General features: G+C 60.2%; 13 protein-coding genes. 1 reads left to right on the top strand and 12 read right to left on the bottom strand.

Annotated features, from left to right (window positions below; genetic code table 11):
• Nucleotides 1–26: 26 nt before the first annotated feature.
• The 3 genes from LDZ21_RS25450 to LDZ21_RS25440 are packed head-to-tail and all read right to left on the bottom strand — an operon-like array spanning nt 27 to nt 4,025.
• Nucleotides 27–1,322: a c-type cytochrome gene (locus tag LDZ21_RS25450; RefSeq protein ID WP_404980601.1), complete on the bottom strand. Its 1,296-nt coding sequence runs from the start codon at nt 1,320–1,322 to the stop codon at nt 27–29.
• Between the two features lie 11 nt (nt 1,323–1,333).
• The gene (locus LDZ21_RS25445) at nt 1,334–3,568 is read right to left on the bottom strand and encodes a xanthine dehydrogenase family protein molybdopterin-binding subunit (protein WP_244796890.1); all 2,235 of its coding nucleotides are present in this window, start codon (nt 3,566–3,568) and stop codon (nt 1,334–1,336) included.
• A gap of 1 nt (nt 3,569) precedes the next feature.
• Entirely contained in the window at nt 3,570–4,025 is a 456-nt protein-coding gene (locus LDZ21_RS25440; protein WP_244796889.1) for a (2Fe-2S)-binding protein, read from the bottom strand.
• A 363-nt stretch (nt 4,026–4,388) separates the two neighbouring features.
• Here LDZ21_RS25440 and LDZ21_RS25435 point away from each other — a divergent pair, with 363 nt between their 5' ends.
• The gene (locus LDZ21_RS25435; protein ID WP_244796888.1) at nt 4,389–4,754 is read left to right on the top strand and encodes a VOC family protein; all 366 of its coding nucleotides are present in this window, start codon (nt 4,389–4,391) and stop codon (nt 4,752–4,754) included.
• 18 nt (nt 4,755–4,772) lie between these two features.
• Here LDZ21_RS25435 and LDZ21_RS25430 read toward each other — a convergent pair whose 3' ends face one another.
• From LDZ21_RS25430 to LDZ21_RS25390, 9 genes are all read right to left on the bottom strand, one after another.
• A complete protein-coding gene (locus tag LDZ21_RS25430) occupies nt 4,773–5,480 on the bottom strand; it encodes a flagellar brake protein (protein WP_244796887.1) in 708 nt (235 codons plus the stop codon).
• A gap of 317 nt (nt 5,481–5,797) precedes the next feature.
• The gene (locus tag LDZ21_RS25425) at nt 5,798–6,172 is read right to left on the bottom strand and encodes a cupin domain-containing protein (RefSeq protein ID WP_244796886.1); all 375 of its coding nucleotides are present in this window, start codon (nt 6,170–6,172) and stop codon (nt 5,798–5,800) included.
• Nucleotides 6,173–6,205: 33 nt separating this feature from the next.
• Complete coding sequence (locus tag LDZ21_RS25420) at nt 6,206–7,210, bottom strand: LysR substrate-binding domain-containing protein (RefSeq protein WP_244796885.1); 1,005 nt, start codon at nt 7,208–7,210, stop codon at nt 6,206–6,208.
• Nucleotides 7,211–7,345: 135 nt separating this feature from the next.
• Entirely contained in the window at nt 7,346–8,113 is a 768-nt protein-coding gene (locus tag LDZ21_RS25415) for a pyrroline-5-carboxylate reductase (RefSeq protein ID WP_244796884.1), read from the bottom strand.
• Nucleotides 8,114–8,133: 20 nt separating this feature from the next.
• Nucleotides 8,134–9,630 (bottom strand): aldehyde dehydrogenase, encoded by a 1,497-nt coding sequence (locus tag LDZ21_RS25410; RefSeq protein ID WP_244796883.1) that lies wholly within the window; start codon nt 9,628–9,630, stop codon nt 8,134–8,136.
• Nucleotides 9,631–9,646: 16 nt separating this feature from the next.
• Nucleotides 9,647–10,978: an NAD(P)/FAD-dependent oxidoreductase gene (locus LDZ21_RS25405; RefSeq protein ID WP_244796882.1), complete on the bottom strand. Its 1,332-nt coding sequence runs from the start codon at nt 10,976–10,978 to the stop codon at nt 9,647–9,649.
• Between the two features lie 12 nt (nt 10,979–10,990).
• Nucleotides 10,991–11,878, bottom strand: coding sequence for a dihydrodipicolinate synthase family protein (locus tag LDZ21_RS25400; RefSeq protein ID WP_244796881.1), 888 nt, complete (start codon nt 11,876–11,878; stop codon nt 10,991–10,993).
• Between the two features lie 58 nt (nt 11,879–11,936).
• A complete protein-coding gene (glyA, locus tag LDZ21_RS25395; protein WP_244796880.1) occupies nt 11,937–13,232 on the bottom strand; it encodes a serine hydroxymethyltransferase in 1,296 nt (431 codons plus the stop codon).
• A gap of 95 nt (nt 13,233–13,327) precedes the next feature.
• Nucleotides 13,328–14,203 (bottom strand): glycine betaine ABC transporter substrate-binding protein, encoded by an 876-nt coding sequence (locus tag LDZ21_RS25390; protein ID WP_244796879.1) that lies wholly within the window; start codon nt 14,201–14,203, stop codon nt 13,328–13,330.
• Between the last annotated feature and the right edge of the window lie 105 nt (nt 14,204–14,308).

Genomic DNA, 14,308 nt, shown 5'->3' with positions numbered 1-14,308 from the left:
CTTCGAATCGGAAAAAACGGCGGGCCTCAACGTGCCGCTTCCGTCGACTTCCGCATCTTCGCCACGTCTTCGACCTTCACAGCCGGCATGTTGTTGTTCCATGCGCCGCGAATAAACGTCACGACGTCGGCTATCTGCTGATCATTCAATACCGGCGCATAGCGCGGCATCGGATAAGGCGCGGGCACGCCCTGAATCACGAGATCCTCGGTGCCGTTCAGCGTCACGTTGATCAGCGACGACGTATCTTTCTCCAGCACGTTGGGGTTGCCGGCGAGCGGCGCGAGCATCGGTGCAAACCCGCGACCGTCGATCCCGTGACAGTGCATGCAGAACGCCGCATACACGCGCGCGCCAGACTCAGTCGGAGCGGGCCGTGTCAACGACACCTTGCTTGCCTTGGGATCATACGAATAAGGCGGGTTGCCATTGCCGCCAGCAGCCGGCAGTGACTTCAGATAGCGCGCCATTGCGGCAACATCACTGTCGCTGAGGGCTTGCGTGCTGTTGTTGACGACGCTCGTCATCGAACCGAACGCGGTCGCGTGCGCATTCGCGCCCGTTTTGAGGAACGTCGCGACCTCCTGCTCCGACCATCGCCCGAGTCCGGTGTTGTGGTCGCCGGTCAGGTTCGAGCCGAACCAGTTATCGAGCAAGCCTCCGGTCAGATAGGCGCCGCCGCTTTCATCGAGTGCCTTTTCCTGGAACGCAATGCCACGCGGCGTATGACACGCGCCGCAGTGTCCCAGGCCTTGCGTCAGATAAGCGCCGCGATTCCACGCGACGTCCTGGTTGGCCTTGTCCTTGTAGACGCCCTTGTCGAGAAAGAACGCGTTCCAGATCTTGAGCGGCCAGCGCATATTGAGCGGCCATTTCATGCCGGGCTCACGATTCGCTTGCTTGACAGGCGATACCCCATGCATGAAATAAGCATAAAGCGCCTGCATGTCCGCGTCGCTTATCTTGGCATAGGACGGGTAAGGCATCGCGGGATAGAGATTGTGGCCATCCTTTGCAACGCCTTCACGCACGGCACGCGAGAAGTCGTCCTGACTATAACGGCCGATTCCTGTATCCGGGTCCGGTGTGATGTTCGTGGTGTAGATCGCGCCGAGCGGTGTCGTCATCGGCAAGCCGCCTGCCATTGGCTTGCCGCGCGGCGCAGTATGGCAGGCGATGCAGTCGCCGGCTTTGGCCAGATAAGCGCCTCGCGAGACGAGCGCATCGCTGGCGGCATCGGCACGCGCGACCAGCGGAACCATTGCAAGCGCAACGCTCGCTGCGGCGAGCGTCAACTTGAGAGGCGTGAACATGTTCGTCATGACTGGCCTCCTCAGGCGCTGCGCAATTGATAACCGACCGGCAATTGCCTTAGCCGCTTGCCGGTTGCTGCGTGGATGGCGTTCGTGATGGCAGGCGCCAGCGCGGCTGTACCGGGTTCGCCGATACCACCCGGCGCTTCACTGCTCTTGACGATATGCACTTCGATAGGCGGCGTTTCATCGATGCGCAGCATGCGGTAGTCGGTGAAGTTGCTTTGTTCGACGCGGCCATTCTTGATGGTGATCTCTCCGTAAAGCGCCCCGGTGATGCCGAAGATGATGCCGCCCTGCACCTGCGCTTCCACTGTATTCGGATTCACTACCATGCCGCAGTCCACCGCGCATACGACGCGATTCACTCTCACGCCGCCTTCCTTGTCGACCGTGACGTCCGCGACCATCGCGAAGTAACTGCCGAACGCGTGCATCACCGATACACCGCGTCCCTGTCCTTGCGGCATGGATTGCTTGCCCCAGCCTGCCGCTTGCGTCGCGACGTCCAGTACGTTTCGTGCACGCGGCGTCTTGCCTAGCAAGTCGCGCCGGTATTGAACCGGATCGATCTTTGCCTGCACCGCGAGTTCATCGATAAAACTTTCGACGACGAACGTCCCTCGCGTAGGCCCGACACCGCGCCAGAACGCAGTCGGCACATGGCGCGGTTCCTGACGCACATAGTCGACTACCTGATTGGGCAAGTCATAGGGAAGGTCGGCTGCAACTTCGATCGCGTCAGGATCGAGTCCGTCCTTCACCGCAGGCGGCGCAAATCGTGCAAGCACGGACGATCCCACGATGCGATGCGTCCACGCGATCGGCTTTCCGTTTGCGTCGAGCGCCGCAGAGAGTTTGTCGTAGTAGCACGGACGATACATGTCGTGCTGTATGTCTTCTTCCCGCGAATAAGTCAGCTTCACGGGCACGCCAAGCTGTTTGCCGATCTTGAGCGCTTGCGTCGCCATATCGTATTCGAGCCGTCTGCCGAAGCCGCCGCCCAACAGATGGTTATGCACGACGACCTTCTCGGGCGGCAATCCGGTCGCCTGAACGCCTGCGCCCTGAACGCGCGTCGGCACTTGCGTGCCAATCCAGATATCGCATCCATCGGGCCGCACATGCACCGTGCAATTGACGGGCTCCATCGTTGCGTGCGCGAGCAGCGGCTGTTGATATACGGCATCGACCCGTGTCTTGGCATTAGCGAAGCCTTTGCCTACATCGCCGTCCTTGCGCGCGACCGCGCCTGATTTCTCCGATGCCTTCGCCATCTCATCGAAGAGCATTTGAGTCGATACGTTCGCGCCCGCGCCTTCATTCCATTGAATCGCAAGCGCCGCGGCCCCGCGCTTGGCGGCCCATGTGTGGTCGCCTACTACGGCGACGCCGTTATCGAACTTGATGACCTGACGCACGCCCGGGATTTTCTTGGCGTGAGTGTCGTCGACGGAGGCGAGCGTGCCGCCGAATACCGGGCAGTTCACGATGACCGCATAGACCATTCCAGGCAAACGGACATCGAGGCCGAAGACCGCTGTGCCGTTGGATTTTTCGGGCGAATCCAGGCGCTTGACCGGCGTGCCGATGATGCGAAAGTCTTTCGGGTCTTTCAGCTTGATATCGTTAGGCACCGGCACATTCGCTGCCGCTTGCGCAAGCTCGCCATAGCTTGCGCTGCGGCCGTCCCCTGCATGAACGACCTTGCCGTTCTCTGCACGACACGTCGACGCATCGCATTGCCACTGCTGCGCGGCTGCCGAAACCAGCATCATGCGCGCGGCGGCGCCCGCCTTGCGCATCGGCTCCCATGCATAGCGAACGGAGGTGGAACCGCCCGTTAATTGCCCGCCCAACAGCGGGTCCATGAACAATTTCTCATTGGGCGGCGCATGATCGATCGTCACGCTATCCAGTGGCACTTCGAGCTCTTCTGCAATCAGCATCGGCAATGCGGTGTAGACACCCTGCCCCATTTCCACTTTCGGCATGATCAGCACGACCTTGCCGGTCTTGTCGATCTGCACGAAAGCATTCGGCGCGAAGACACCGTCTTGCGGCGTCTCTACTCCGTCGCCGCCAATGACGGACTTGCCTTTTCCTTGGTCCTGACTCGCGGCCGGCACGCTAAAGCCAATGAGAAATCCGCCGCTCGCGGTAACGCTCGCTGTCAATCCGAACTTAAGGAACGACCGGCGCGAAAAGCCTGCAGAAGCGTGATGGCGTCCCGCTTCGAGTAATCCTCGCGACATCTCACGCCTCCTTGGCTGCTTGCTTGATCGCCGCACGAATGCGGCTATAGGTTCCGCAGCGGCAGATGTTGCCGGCCATTGCAGCGTCGATATCCGCGTCGGTCGGATGAGGAACGGTCGCGATCAAGGCTGCCGCCGACATGACCTGCCCCGACTGGCAATAGCCGCACTGCACGACGTCCAGTTGATTCCATGCCATTTGCACTTTCTTGCCCGCAGGCGTTTCGCCGACGGCTTCGATCGTCGTGACCTTGCGATCGCCGATAGCCGCGATCGGCAGCACACAAGAGCGCACGGCGACGCCATCGAGATGCACTGTGCAAGCGCCGCATTGCGCAATGCCGCAGCCAAACTTGGTGCCAGTCAGGCCGACGATATCGCGAAGCACCCAAAGCAGCGGCATATCGGGCGGCGCATCGACGGTATGAGACTGGCCATTGATGGAAAGCGTGGTCATGAGCGGCTCCGGGCTTGTGCGTTGACTAAAGCGGTAGCGCAATTGGTTGGCCGCGTGGACGGCGGCCAACGGCCTGAGGGTGACATGCGTCGCGGGGTTGAGTCGTTATCAGTTCGACCGCCGCTTGACGCGATGGCACCGGCGGCTGTGCATTGCAAGGCTTCGGGATTGTAGCGCCGCTCAAAGAATCAAGCTGACATGACGATGGCCTTGCAGACCAGAGACAGTTCAATGCAAAGCCTGAATGGCGATGAATTCACTCGTCGTTTATATAGTCGGGCGATGCGAAAGACAGTTAGTTGCGCGAGAAAAAGAAGACGTCGATTACACTGTCCGCTCTTCCACTCGTCCCCCATTCGAACGATGAGCCAACTTCTCTCCCTGCGGCCATTCGTGCCCGCGAAAGATTTCGACGTGTCGAAGCGCTTTTATCAGGCACTCGGTTTTCGCATTTCGCACGAGGACGGCGAGATCGCGATGCTCAAAGCCGAGAGCTTCAGCTTTATCCTGCAGAACTACTACGTGAAGGAGTTCGCTGAAAACTGCATGCTGCAGTTGCTGGTGAGAGACGTCGACGCATGGTGGCAGCAGATGAACCCGGAAGCGCTCGCTGGCCGCTTTCAAGTGAACGCAGCACGTCCGCCTGCCATGCAAAGCTGGGGCATGAAGGTCGGATTCGTATTCGATCCTTCGGGCGTGCTATGGCATGTCGGCGAAGTGCCGTTTTAAGCACGCAGGCATTCGCATTCAGTCGGCCCCGCTGCCCGTCGCCATTTCGAACAGATGTGCTCTGAGCAGAGCCGTTATGTCCGGAGTGCGATTGCTGAACTCGACACCGACGAGCACCGCACCGTCGACATGCCGGAGACTGCGCGCGATGCAGTTCAACACGACTGCATGGAGCTTGCCGTCGGCGCGCAGCCGCAGCGAGAGCTTGAAGTGCTCGCCGACGTTCACGATGACATCGGTTGCGCTCAATGCTACGCCGCCAAGACTCACGTTGACGACGGTGACGTCGAAGCCCGCCGCGATACAGTCGTTTCGAATGAGCCTGCCCGCCAGTTCCGTCGATACACGCACATGCTTTCGCACGATATGCGTACGCACGATGTCCGGCTGCGCGAGATAGACGAGTCTTACTGGCAACTCGCTTCGCCCGATGACCGTACTGCGGAACATATAAACCTTTCGGCCGCGCAGCGCCTTGCACTCGACTTCCACACCCGGTTCGAATAGCTCGTGTCCGGTCGTGGCGGTCAATAGAAGCGCTTGTCCGTCAATCGAGCCGACGTAATCGGTCTGCAAGGGCGCGTGCGTGTGTCCGACAATCGACAACTGCATCGCGTCGATCACCTTCGGCAAGGTGCCTGCAATGCTCGTCACCGGGCTGGCGCTTTCTCGTGCGGGAGCGTCGTGCTTCGCGGTCGAGATGAGCAGGTTGGCGGGCGCAGGCATGGGCGCTTCGGTACGATCCGCTGGCGCAGCGTCGTCGCGGAATCCGCCTGCCGTGAGGATCCTGTCACGCTGGCTTTCCGATCGCACGCAATAGCCTCGCGTGAGAAGCAATTTGCCGGTTGCGGAATACACCGCGAAAGGCAGGGGCGTTCCAATTTTTAGTTCGTGCGGGGCAACTTTGACAAGGTTCATGGCGCAACTGACCTGTTCTGTTTTCTGTTGCGCTACCGTAACCCACCCACCGCACTATTTAAGTGCGTGACCGCGCATTCATCCGACGAAACTTGAACAGCACTGCGCTTACAAAAAACCCTCGCCTACAACGCTGATTCGCTGTTCGTCACGACGAGCACCGTGCATCCTTCCCGCGAATAAGCCCAGTGCGATGTGCCCTTCGCAAACGTCACGACCTGGCCCGCGGTCACGTCTGTACCGTCCTGGTCCGTGTACACGCCGTCCTTGATGAACAGCAGTTCCGTCGACGTGTGCGTATGAAACAGAGACTTTGCGCCTGCTTCCAGCCGCATCCAGTAGCTTGTCCAGGCGCCGCTTTCATCGTCGACTAACGGGATGATCCAGAAACCGGGGTGGCGCTTTCCTTCGATGAGCATGGGTTCCCACGCGTCGTCCTCGATGGTGTGAAGCCGGCGGCCAATATTCGCTTCATCAAAGGCGATGTCTTTGTCGGTCATATGCGTCGGTTGTATTGAAACGAAAAAGGCGTTTCACGAGACCACACGTTCTTCGGCGTCTTCGCGCCAGCTCGCCATCATGTCCTTGACCTCGCTGACGAGCCACGTCCGGAACAGCTCGTATTCGGGCCGCTCGACTGCGTTCTTATGCGTGATGAGATAGTGATATCGATCGCGAAATACGAGGCTTTCTTCGACCGGGCGCACCAGCACGCCCTGTTGCACTTGCCGATGCACGAGGTGATGCCATCCGAGCAAAGTGCCCTCGCCCTCCTCGGCTTGCGATACGAGCAGGCGATAGTCATTGCTCTCGAGATGATCCGTCTCGACCAGCCGCTCGCCGGATTCGCCCTGCTGAAACCAGTTGCGCCATACGCGCCAGTCGACGTGCTCGCACACTTGCGTTCGGCCCAAAGGCGACAGGTTCAAGGTGGGATGCACGAGCAGGTCCAGCGCGGACACCTTTCTGCCGCGATATTCTTCGTCGAAGAACCGTTTGCTGCAGACCGGGTACACGACATCATGAAACAGGCGTTCGACTTCGTATTCGGCTTCGCGCGGCGGGTTCTTCGTGATGATGATGTCAGGGTCAATGAGCCTGTCGAACTCCATGAAGTGATCGGTGACGATCACATGCAGCTTCACATCGGGGAAGTGTTTCCTGAAGGCTTGCATGCGCGGCGCAAGCCAAAGCGCGGAGAACGTGTGCGACACACAGATCGTCAGCGCGGCGCGGCCCGCTCGCCGAACCGTCTCCACGGTCTCCGCGATATTCATGATCGACAGATAGGACGCGTTGTAAAGCAGACGCCCCGCCTCGGTCAGTGCGATATGTTTTCCGGAGCGATCGAACAGCGCGACTTCGAGAGAGTCCTCGAGTTCTTTTATTTGTCTGCTGATCGCCGCCTGAGTCACGCACAATACGTCGGCAGCTTGCGTGAAGTTCTCGTAACGCGCGGCAGTCACGAAGCATTTAAGGGCTCGCAGCGAAGGCATCTGCGCGAGCAACCGGTCAGTGAAGATCTGCTTCTTCTGCATGGTCTGGAACCTCTTGTCGCGCGGCGAGCATTCAACGCTCCGGGAATCTGCCGATAGGCTCGACAGCTTCCATATCTTACCGCGCAGCTTTTTTTATGGGGAGCCGGATCCGTGTCGCGCTCCGAAGCGCCCGTGTCACTTCCCGTTCAAGAGTCTCTTCTCGACGGCGTCCATCGCGCTGCCGACCTGATCGAAGAAGCCTTCGGACTGCAGCTTCTGTTGCATCAGTTCATTGATGCCGCCCTCGGTCGTGCACTGCTTCGCCAGTCCGCTGAACGAGTCGTTGCTGACCTGAGCCAGCTTTGCCAATCCGGAGTAATAGCCCGCAAGGAATGCTCGCGCACCCTCATAAGGAACGCCTCTTGCCGCGAGCCACTTCGCCTGTGCCTCCACGAAGCCGTAGTAAGTCGACATCGTCGCAGTCGCCACCGAGAACAAGTCGAACTGCGCTTCCTCTGTCACTTCGACGGTCGTGCCGATCGTATCGAATATCGCCTTCGCTTGCGCGTTGCGGGGATAGACGACGGTGCTGCCACTTCCGTGCGCCGTCGCCGGCAAGGGAATGGCGCGAACCATCGCTGGATCGCCGCGAAGGCATCGCTTCAAGCGTTCGACCGTCAGGCCCGCCACGAAGCTGATGACGATCTGATCGGCCCGAAACGTCAGCGCTTGCAACACCTCCTCGGCGATGTTCGGGACGACGGCGATGCACACGACATCGCTCGCATCGACAACCTGCTGATTCGATTCACACACCCGCACGCGATCATCGAGTTGCGCGAGTTGCGCGGCCACTTCGGCATTACGAGGCGAAAGCGATATTTCATGCTTCGCGCCGCCATCGCAAAGACCCGTGACGACTGCACGCGTGATGCCGCCTGACCCAATGAATCCTATTCGCATATTCTTCCTGTCCTTTTGGCTTAGTCTTCCAGCTTGATCCACGTCGTCTTCAGTTCGCAATATTGGTCGTGTGCATACACCGACTTGTCGCGTCCGCCGAACCCGGATTGTTTGAAGCCGCCAAACGGCGTCGACAAGTCGCCTTCACCGAAGCAGTTGACCGTAACCGTGCCTGCCCGAATCCGCGATGCGATCTTGTGCGCAAGATTGACGTTGTCGGTCCACAGCGACGCGGCCAGGCCGTAGCACGTATCGTTGGCGATACGCACGGCGTCTTCTACTTCGTCGTATTCGATGATGCAGAGCACCGGCCCGAACACTTCCTCGCGAGCGATGCTCATGTCCGGCGTGACCTTGTCGAAGATTGTGGGCCCGACGAACCAGCCGCCCGATTCGGTTTGCACAGCCTTACCGCCGCACACCAGATTCGCGCCTTCTTTCCTGGCCTTTTCGATGTGCGAGAGCACCTTGTCGTAATGACCGGATTCGATGAGCGCCCCGAGCTTGACATCAGGATCGAGCGGATCGCCGGTTCTCCAGCCGTCCAGCACCGCGAGCACCTTTTCGAGCAATTCCGCCTTCTTGCTCGACGCCACGATGATGCGTGAGCCCGCGCTGCAGTTCTCGCCCATGTTCCAGAACGCGGCGGCGACTGCGTTCTCCGCGACGGGATCGAGATTCGCGACGTCGGGCAGGATCACCTGCGGATTCTTGCCGCCGCATTCCAGCACGACGCGCTTCAGATTCGAATCGGCCGAATAGCGAAGGAACCGCTTGCCGGTTTCCGTCGAACCGGTGAAGGCAACGAGATCGACATCGGGATGAAGGCCCAGCGCCTGACCCGCGCCCTCGCCAAAGCCCGTGACGACATTGAACACGCCCGCAGGCAATCCCGCTTCGGCCGCGAAATCCGCGATTCTCAGCGTGGAAAGCGACGTCTGCTCCGCAGGCTTGATGATCACGCTATTGCCGACCGATAGCGCCGGACCGATCTTCCATGCGAGCATCAGCGCGGGGAAATTCCACGGCAGCACGCCCGCCACGACGCCGATTGGCTCGCGCGTGATCATGCTTACGACGCCCGCGCCGGACGGCGACAATGCGTCATAGCGCTTATCCGTTACTTCGGCATGCCAACGGATGCACGCTGCCGATTCGGGAATGTCGAGGCCCATGCACTCGCTGACGGGCTTACCCGCTTCGAGCGCTTCGAGCAGCGCGAGCTCTTCGGCGTTCTGGTCGATGAGTTGCGCGAGCCGCAGCAAGACCGCCTTGCGATGTGACGGCGCGGCCTTCGCCCAGACGCCGCTTTCGAACGCTTCGCGGGCCGCAATCACCGCGCGATCGACATCGGCCTGCTCGCACCGGGCGATCTTCGCCAGCACTTTGCCCGTGGCAGGATTGAGTGTTTCGAACGTTGCCTCGGATGCAGCCGCGCATCGTTGGCCGTTGATAAACGCGCGGCCATCGAGTGATGCGTTCGCGGCCATCTGCTTCCATTCTTCGTATGTGCTCATGTTTGACCTCGCGAAATCAAAGTTCGGCGCCTGCCGAGAGTTCCTTGAACCAAATGGCTGTCGATACAGCGATGTCAGAGATCGGCCGGCCGGGAAGCGGACGGGGTTTGGGTTGCTTCAACACCTGCTGCACGAGTTCGTTCGATTTGCCGAGTGCGTACTCGGCGATCAGCTTTCCCGCCGACGAACCGCGACTGAGCCCAAGCCCATTGCAGCCGATCGACTGATAAATGCCGTCGTCCCGCTTGCCGAAAAGCGATCCGCTATTCGCCGACAGACACAACGCGCCGCCCCACGTGTATTCGAATTCGACGTCTTTCAACATCGGGAAACGCCGGTCGAAAGACCGCTGGTGCATCGCCCTGGCTTTGTTTATATCGGCGTCCGAAATACTTACATCTGGCCGGAACGCGAAATGATTGCGGACACAGATGCGATCGGTAATCAACCTGCGCACCGTCGATCCCACGGGATCGGCCGGGATGAGCGCCCACGACGACTGACCGCCGAGCCTCGCCACTTCATCGCGATTCATTACGCGGGTCATCGATGCGAACGTGTACACGGGCAGCAAGCCGTTGGCGTCCTTCCCGAATCTGGCAGCGTAAGAGTTCGTGCATAGAATCACCTGCTTCGCGACGATCTCTCCTTCGGCGAACGTAAGCCTTTTCACACCAGCGCCGGATTCGATGCCCTTCACCGCGCTCGATTCGAATACCTTGACGTTGTCTGGCAGAGCAGCCGCCAGCCCGCGCATCAACGCGGCGGGCTGTACCGTGCTGCATCCGGGCGTGAGGATGGCCGCTTTATAGAAATCGCTGCCCGTCACCGCGCGAATCGCCGCTTCGTCGAGCCATTCGAACTTTTCACCAATGGTCTCCAGCCCCTTGGCGAAGTGCTCGAGCGCCCCCTTGCCGCGCTTGTTGACGGCGGCGTGATACTTGCCGTCGTCGCGCCAGTCGCAGTCGATTCCATGTTCGATGACGGCGGACCGCACATAGTCGATTCCATGACGCTGCAAGCGGATGTCGGCTTTATCGGCTTCGACGCTGCGCGAATAGCTTTCGCTGCTGATATCGTGCGGCAGGTCGACGAAGAAGCCCGAGTTGCGTCCGGCCGTGCCGCGTCCGATGCGATCCGCCTCCACCAGTGCAATCGACGAATCAGGACCGAGCTCCGCAAGACGCCGGGCCGCGCACAGTCCCGTAATGCCTCCGCCGATGACCACCCAATCGAATCGAAGGGTTGAAGCGACTTTCACCGCATTGGCCGGCGGCGGAAGACTTTCCCACCAGCCATTCACACCATCGGGAGTCGGTACGCGCCCGAAGTCCAGTTTGGAGCTCATACGATCTTCTGTTTACTGTGCGTTGCGCAGCAAGGGTTGGACGACGGCAGCAAATGCCTTTCGTTCTTCGTCCGTCAGCGTGCCGAGCGGCGCACGCGCGTTGCCGACGGCCACGCCAGCGAGCTCGCAGCCGTATCGCACGTATTGAATGAATTTGCCGCTGCGTTCGAGCAATTCGAGCACCGGCAGCAGTGCGCTCATCAGTTGACGGCCTTTCACGAAATCGCCTTGCGTGCAGGCTTCCAGCAACTCGACGTGCGACTCGGGAATGAAGTTCGCCGCCGCGCCGACCCAGCTTTTGGCGCCCCACGCGAAGAACTCGAGCGCCTGATCGTCCATGCCGCAACTCAGCACCAGCCGATCCTTGAAGTGAGTCGCCAGATGATGCAGATGGCCGATATCGCCGGTGCTTTCTTTCATCGCCTGGAAATTCGGGCGTTCCAGCAGCTTTTCCAATACCGCGTCGCTGATTTCGGTGCCCGTTCGCGCGGGAAAGTTGTACAGCATGATCGGCAGATCGACGGCGTCATCGACCTTGAGAAAGTGCGTCAGAAGCTCTTCTTGCGTCGGCTGAGCGTAGTAAGGCGTGGCCATCAGGAGCGCCGACATGCCCGCCCGCTTTGCCGCAAGACCGAGGTGAATCACGTCCTTCGTCGTCGTTGCATTGATGCCGGCGGATAGCACCGTCTTGCCGCCGACCGCATCGACGACCGTGTGATACGTCTTCACGCGTTCGTCGAGCGTCAGCGCGTAATACTCACCCGTCGTGCCACCGACGCCCAGGCCGCTCAACCGGCCCACCAGTCCGTTCGCGTGCCTCGCGAGCAGTGCGTGATCGATTTCGCCGTCTCCAGTGAATGGCGTTACCAGCGGTGCGTGAACTCCTTCGAAGCTGACCATCGTGTTCTCTCTCGATTCGGTTATGAAGTTGCGGTAAAAGTCCGTACGTACGCCGTTCTCAGACGAGCGCGTCGGCAGGCGAGTAGATGGGGAACTGGCTACACAGATCGCGCACGCGGCTGCGCACTGAACGCTCGACGGCGTCGCTGCCCTGCGGATCGTTCTCGAGGGCGTCCAGAACTTCGAGAATCATCTCGCCGACCAGCTCGAATTCCCTCGCGCCGAAGCCGCGCGTCGTGCCCGCTGGCGTGCCGAGACGAACGCCCGATGTCACCGTCGGGTTTTCCGTGTCGAACGGAATGCCGTTCTTGTTGCAGGTAATGCCGGCGCGCTCCAGTGCCTTTTCCGCTTGCGTGCCGGTAAGTCCTTCGGTGCGAAGATCGACGAGCAGCAGATGGTTGTCGGTGCCGCCCGTGACGAGACGCACGCCGCCTGCGCTCAGTACATCGCCGAGCGCGCCCGCGTTTTTCAACACCTGATCGATATAGGTCCTGAATTCAGGCCGCAACGCTTCGCCGAAAGCCACCGCCTTGCCCGCGATGACGTGCATCAACGGTCCACCTTGCAAGCCGGGGAATACCGCCGAGTTGATCTTCTTCGCGATATCGCCGTTGTTCGTCAGCACGAAGCCCCCGCGTGGGCCTCGCAACGTCTTGTGCGTCGTCGACGTGACCACGTCCGCAAAGCGGATCGGGTTCTCGTGACGGCCCGCCGCGACGATGCCCGCGATATGCGCCATATCGACCATCAGCAACGCGCCGACGCTATCGGCAATCTCGCGGAATCTGGCGAAATCGAGCGCCCTCGGATAAGCCGAATAACCGGCGATGATCATCTTCGGACGATGCTCTTCAGCCAGCCGCCGCACCTGCTCGAAGTCGATGCGATACGTGTCGGGGCTCACGCCGTACTGCACCGCGTTGAACCACTTGCCCGACAACGCCGGGCGCGCGCCGTGCGTGAGGTGACCGCCGGCGTCGAGCGCCATGCCCATCACCGTGTCGCCGGGCTTGAGGAGCGCGAGCATCACCGCGCCGTTGGCTTGCGCGCCGGAGTGCGGCTGCACGTTCGCGAATTCCGCGTCGTAAAGGGCCTTGACGCGATCAATCGCCAGCGATTCGATCCGGTCGACGTGATCGCAACCGCCGTAATAGCGGCGCGACGGGTATCCTTCGGCATACTTATTGGTTAGAACCGTGCCCTGAGCCTGCATGACCGCTGCCGAGACGATGTTCTCCGAAGCGATCAACTCGATCTGCGTCTGCTGGCGGCAAAATTCCAGTGTAATTTCCGAGGCAATCACCGGATCGCGGTCCTGAAGCGTCTCCGCGAAGAAGCGTTCTGTTTGATTCATGTATCCGACTCCGACGACTTGCTGATAAAACGTAGTCGATATTCCATTGGCGCCTTCTTCCGGACAGCTTCAGCGAAAGAAAGCGCCGGCGACGCTCACTGCTCGAGCCACGCTTTGACTTTCTCCGGATGCGCTTCGACGAACTTCTTCGCGGCGCCGGGCCAATCGTTGGTCGTGTTGCCTTCGTACTCGATAGACTCCACATCCGCCAGCGTCAGCTTAAAGTGGCGAAAGAACACATCGGCGCGCGGGAACTTCGTCGCGAACTGCTTGGATGCGAAGCCGTGCACTTGTTCTTCGCCACCGAGTGCGCCTTTCGGGTCCTTCAGGTAGCGCATCTTCAACTTCTGCCACAGCCAGTGCGGGCTCCACACCGTCGTGACGACCCAGTTCTTGGACTGATACGCGCGGGAGATGGAGGCGAGCATGCCGGCTTCACTCGATGACTGCAGCTTGTAGCCGGACAGGTCGTACTCCTTCATCGCCTTTTCCGATGCCTGCATCAGACCGCCGCCCGGCTCGATGCCCTGAATGGTCCCGTTCAGCTTGCTCTTGACCTCGGGCTTGTTGAGATCGGCGATAGAACCGAGTTCGCTCTCGGGGATATAGTCCGGCACCGCCCAGCCGTTCTTGCCGCCGGTATAGATGATGCCGGTGTCCGCCATGTCGTTCTTGTAACGCGAGTAATACGCCCCGTGCGTCACCGGCAACCATCCGCCGACCATGATGTCGAGGTCGCCGCGCGCAACGCCCTGATACTGAATACCGATGTCGGCCTGAACTAACTTGACCGGCTGTTGCAGCTTCGTCTCGAGCACGTACTTCGCCACGTTCGCGACCGCGAGCACGTCCGCCCAGTTCGTCACGGCGATCTTGATGGGCTCGGCAGCACCCGCCGATATCGCCGTCACGCCGAACGTCACGGCCAATGCCGTCTTTGCTAAAAAGCCTTTGAGGAAGCCGTCCGCCATTTTGCACTCCTTTATAGTTCGTACAGTCGTTAGATCGCGTGGTTAATCGTGAGTGTTGCCGTTCTTTCATCGGCTGCGCGAGGTGATTCGTCACCCTCGCGAAGC

Source organism: Caballeronia grimmiae (genome assembly GCF_022879615.1).
GTDB lineage: Bacteria > Pseudomonadota > Gammaproteobacteria > Burkholderiales > Burkholderiaceae > Caballeronia > Caballeronia grimmiae.
This window is presented reverse-complemented; position numbering and strand designations above follow the sequence as displayed.

What these genes read in the sequence shown, in the direction of transcription:
- LDZ21_RS25425 (WP_244796886.1), bottom strand. Translation starts at nt 6,172, where the DNA reads ATGACCGACAAAGACATCGCCTTTGATGAAGCGAATATTGGCCGCCGG.
- LDZ21_RS25415 (WP_244796884.1), bottom strand. Translation starts at nt 8,113, where the DNA reads ATGCGAATAGGATTCATTGGGTCAGGCGGCATCACGCGTGCAGTCGTC.
- LDZ21_RS25410 (WP_244796883.1), bottom strand. Translation starts at nt 9,630, where the DNA reads ATGAGCACATACGAAGAATGGAAGCAGATGGCCGCGAACGCATCACTC.
- LDZ21_RS25420 (WP_244796885.1), bottom strand. Translation starts at nt 7,210, where the DNA reads ATGCAGAAGAAGCAGATCTTCACTGACCGGTTGCTCGCGCAGATGCCT.
- LDZ21_RS25400 (WP_244796881.1), bottom strand. Translation starts at nt 11,878, where the DNA reads ATGGTCAGCTTCGAAGGAGTTCACGCACCGCTGGTAACGCCATTCACT.
- glyA (WP_244796880.1), bottom strand. Translation starts at nt 13,232, where the DNA reads ATGAATCAAACAGAACGCTTCTTCGCGGAGACGCTTCAGGACCGCGAT.
- LDZ21_RS25450 (WP_404980601.1), bottom strand. Translation starts at nt 1,322, where the DNA reads ATGACGAACATGTTCACGCCTCTCAAGTTGACGCTCGCCGCAGCGAGC.
- LDZ21_RS25435 (WP_244796888.1), top strand. Translation starts at nt 4,389, where the DNA reads ATGAGCCAACTTCTCTCCCTGCGGCCATTCGTGCCCGCGAAAGATTTC.
- LDZ21_RS25390 (WP_244796879.1), bottom strand. Translation starts at nt 14,203, where the DNA reads ATGGCGGACGGCTTCCTCAAAGGCTTTTTAGCAAAGACGGCATTGGCC.
- LDZ21_RS25405 (WP_244796882.1), bottom strand. Translation starts at nt 10,978, where the DNA reads ATGAGCTCCAAACTGGACTTCGGGCGCGTACCGACTCCCGATGGTGTG.
- LDZ21_RS25440 (WP_244796889.1), bottom strand. Translation starts at nt 4,025, where the DNA reads ATGACCACGCTTTCCATCAATGGCCAGTCTCATACCGTCGATGCGCCG.
- LDZ21_RS25430 (WP_244796887.1), bottom strand. Translation starts at nt 5,480, where the DNA reads ATGCCTGCGCCCGCCAACCTGCTCATCTCGACCGCGAAGCACGACGCT.
- LDZ21_RS25445 (WP_244796890.1), bottom strand. Translation starts at nt 3,568, where the DNA reads ATGTCGCGAGGATTACTCGAAGCGGGACGCCATCACGCTTCTGCAGGC.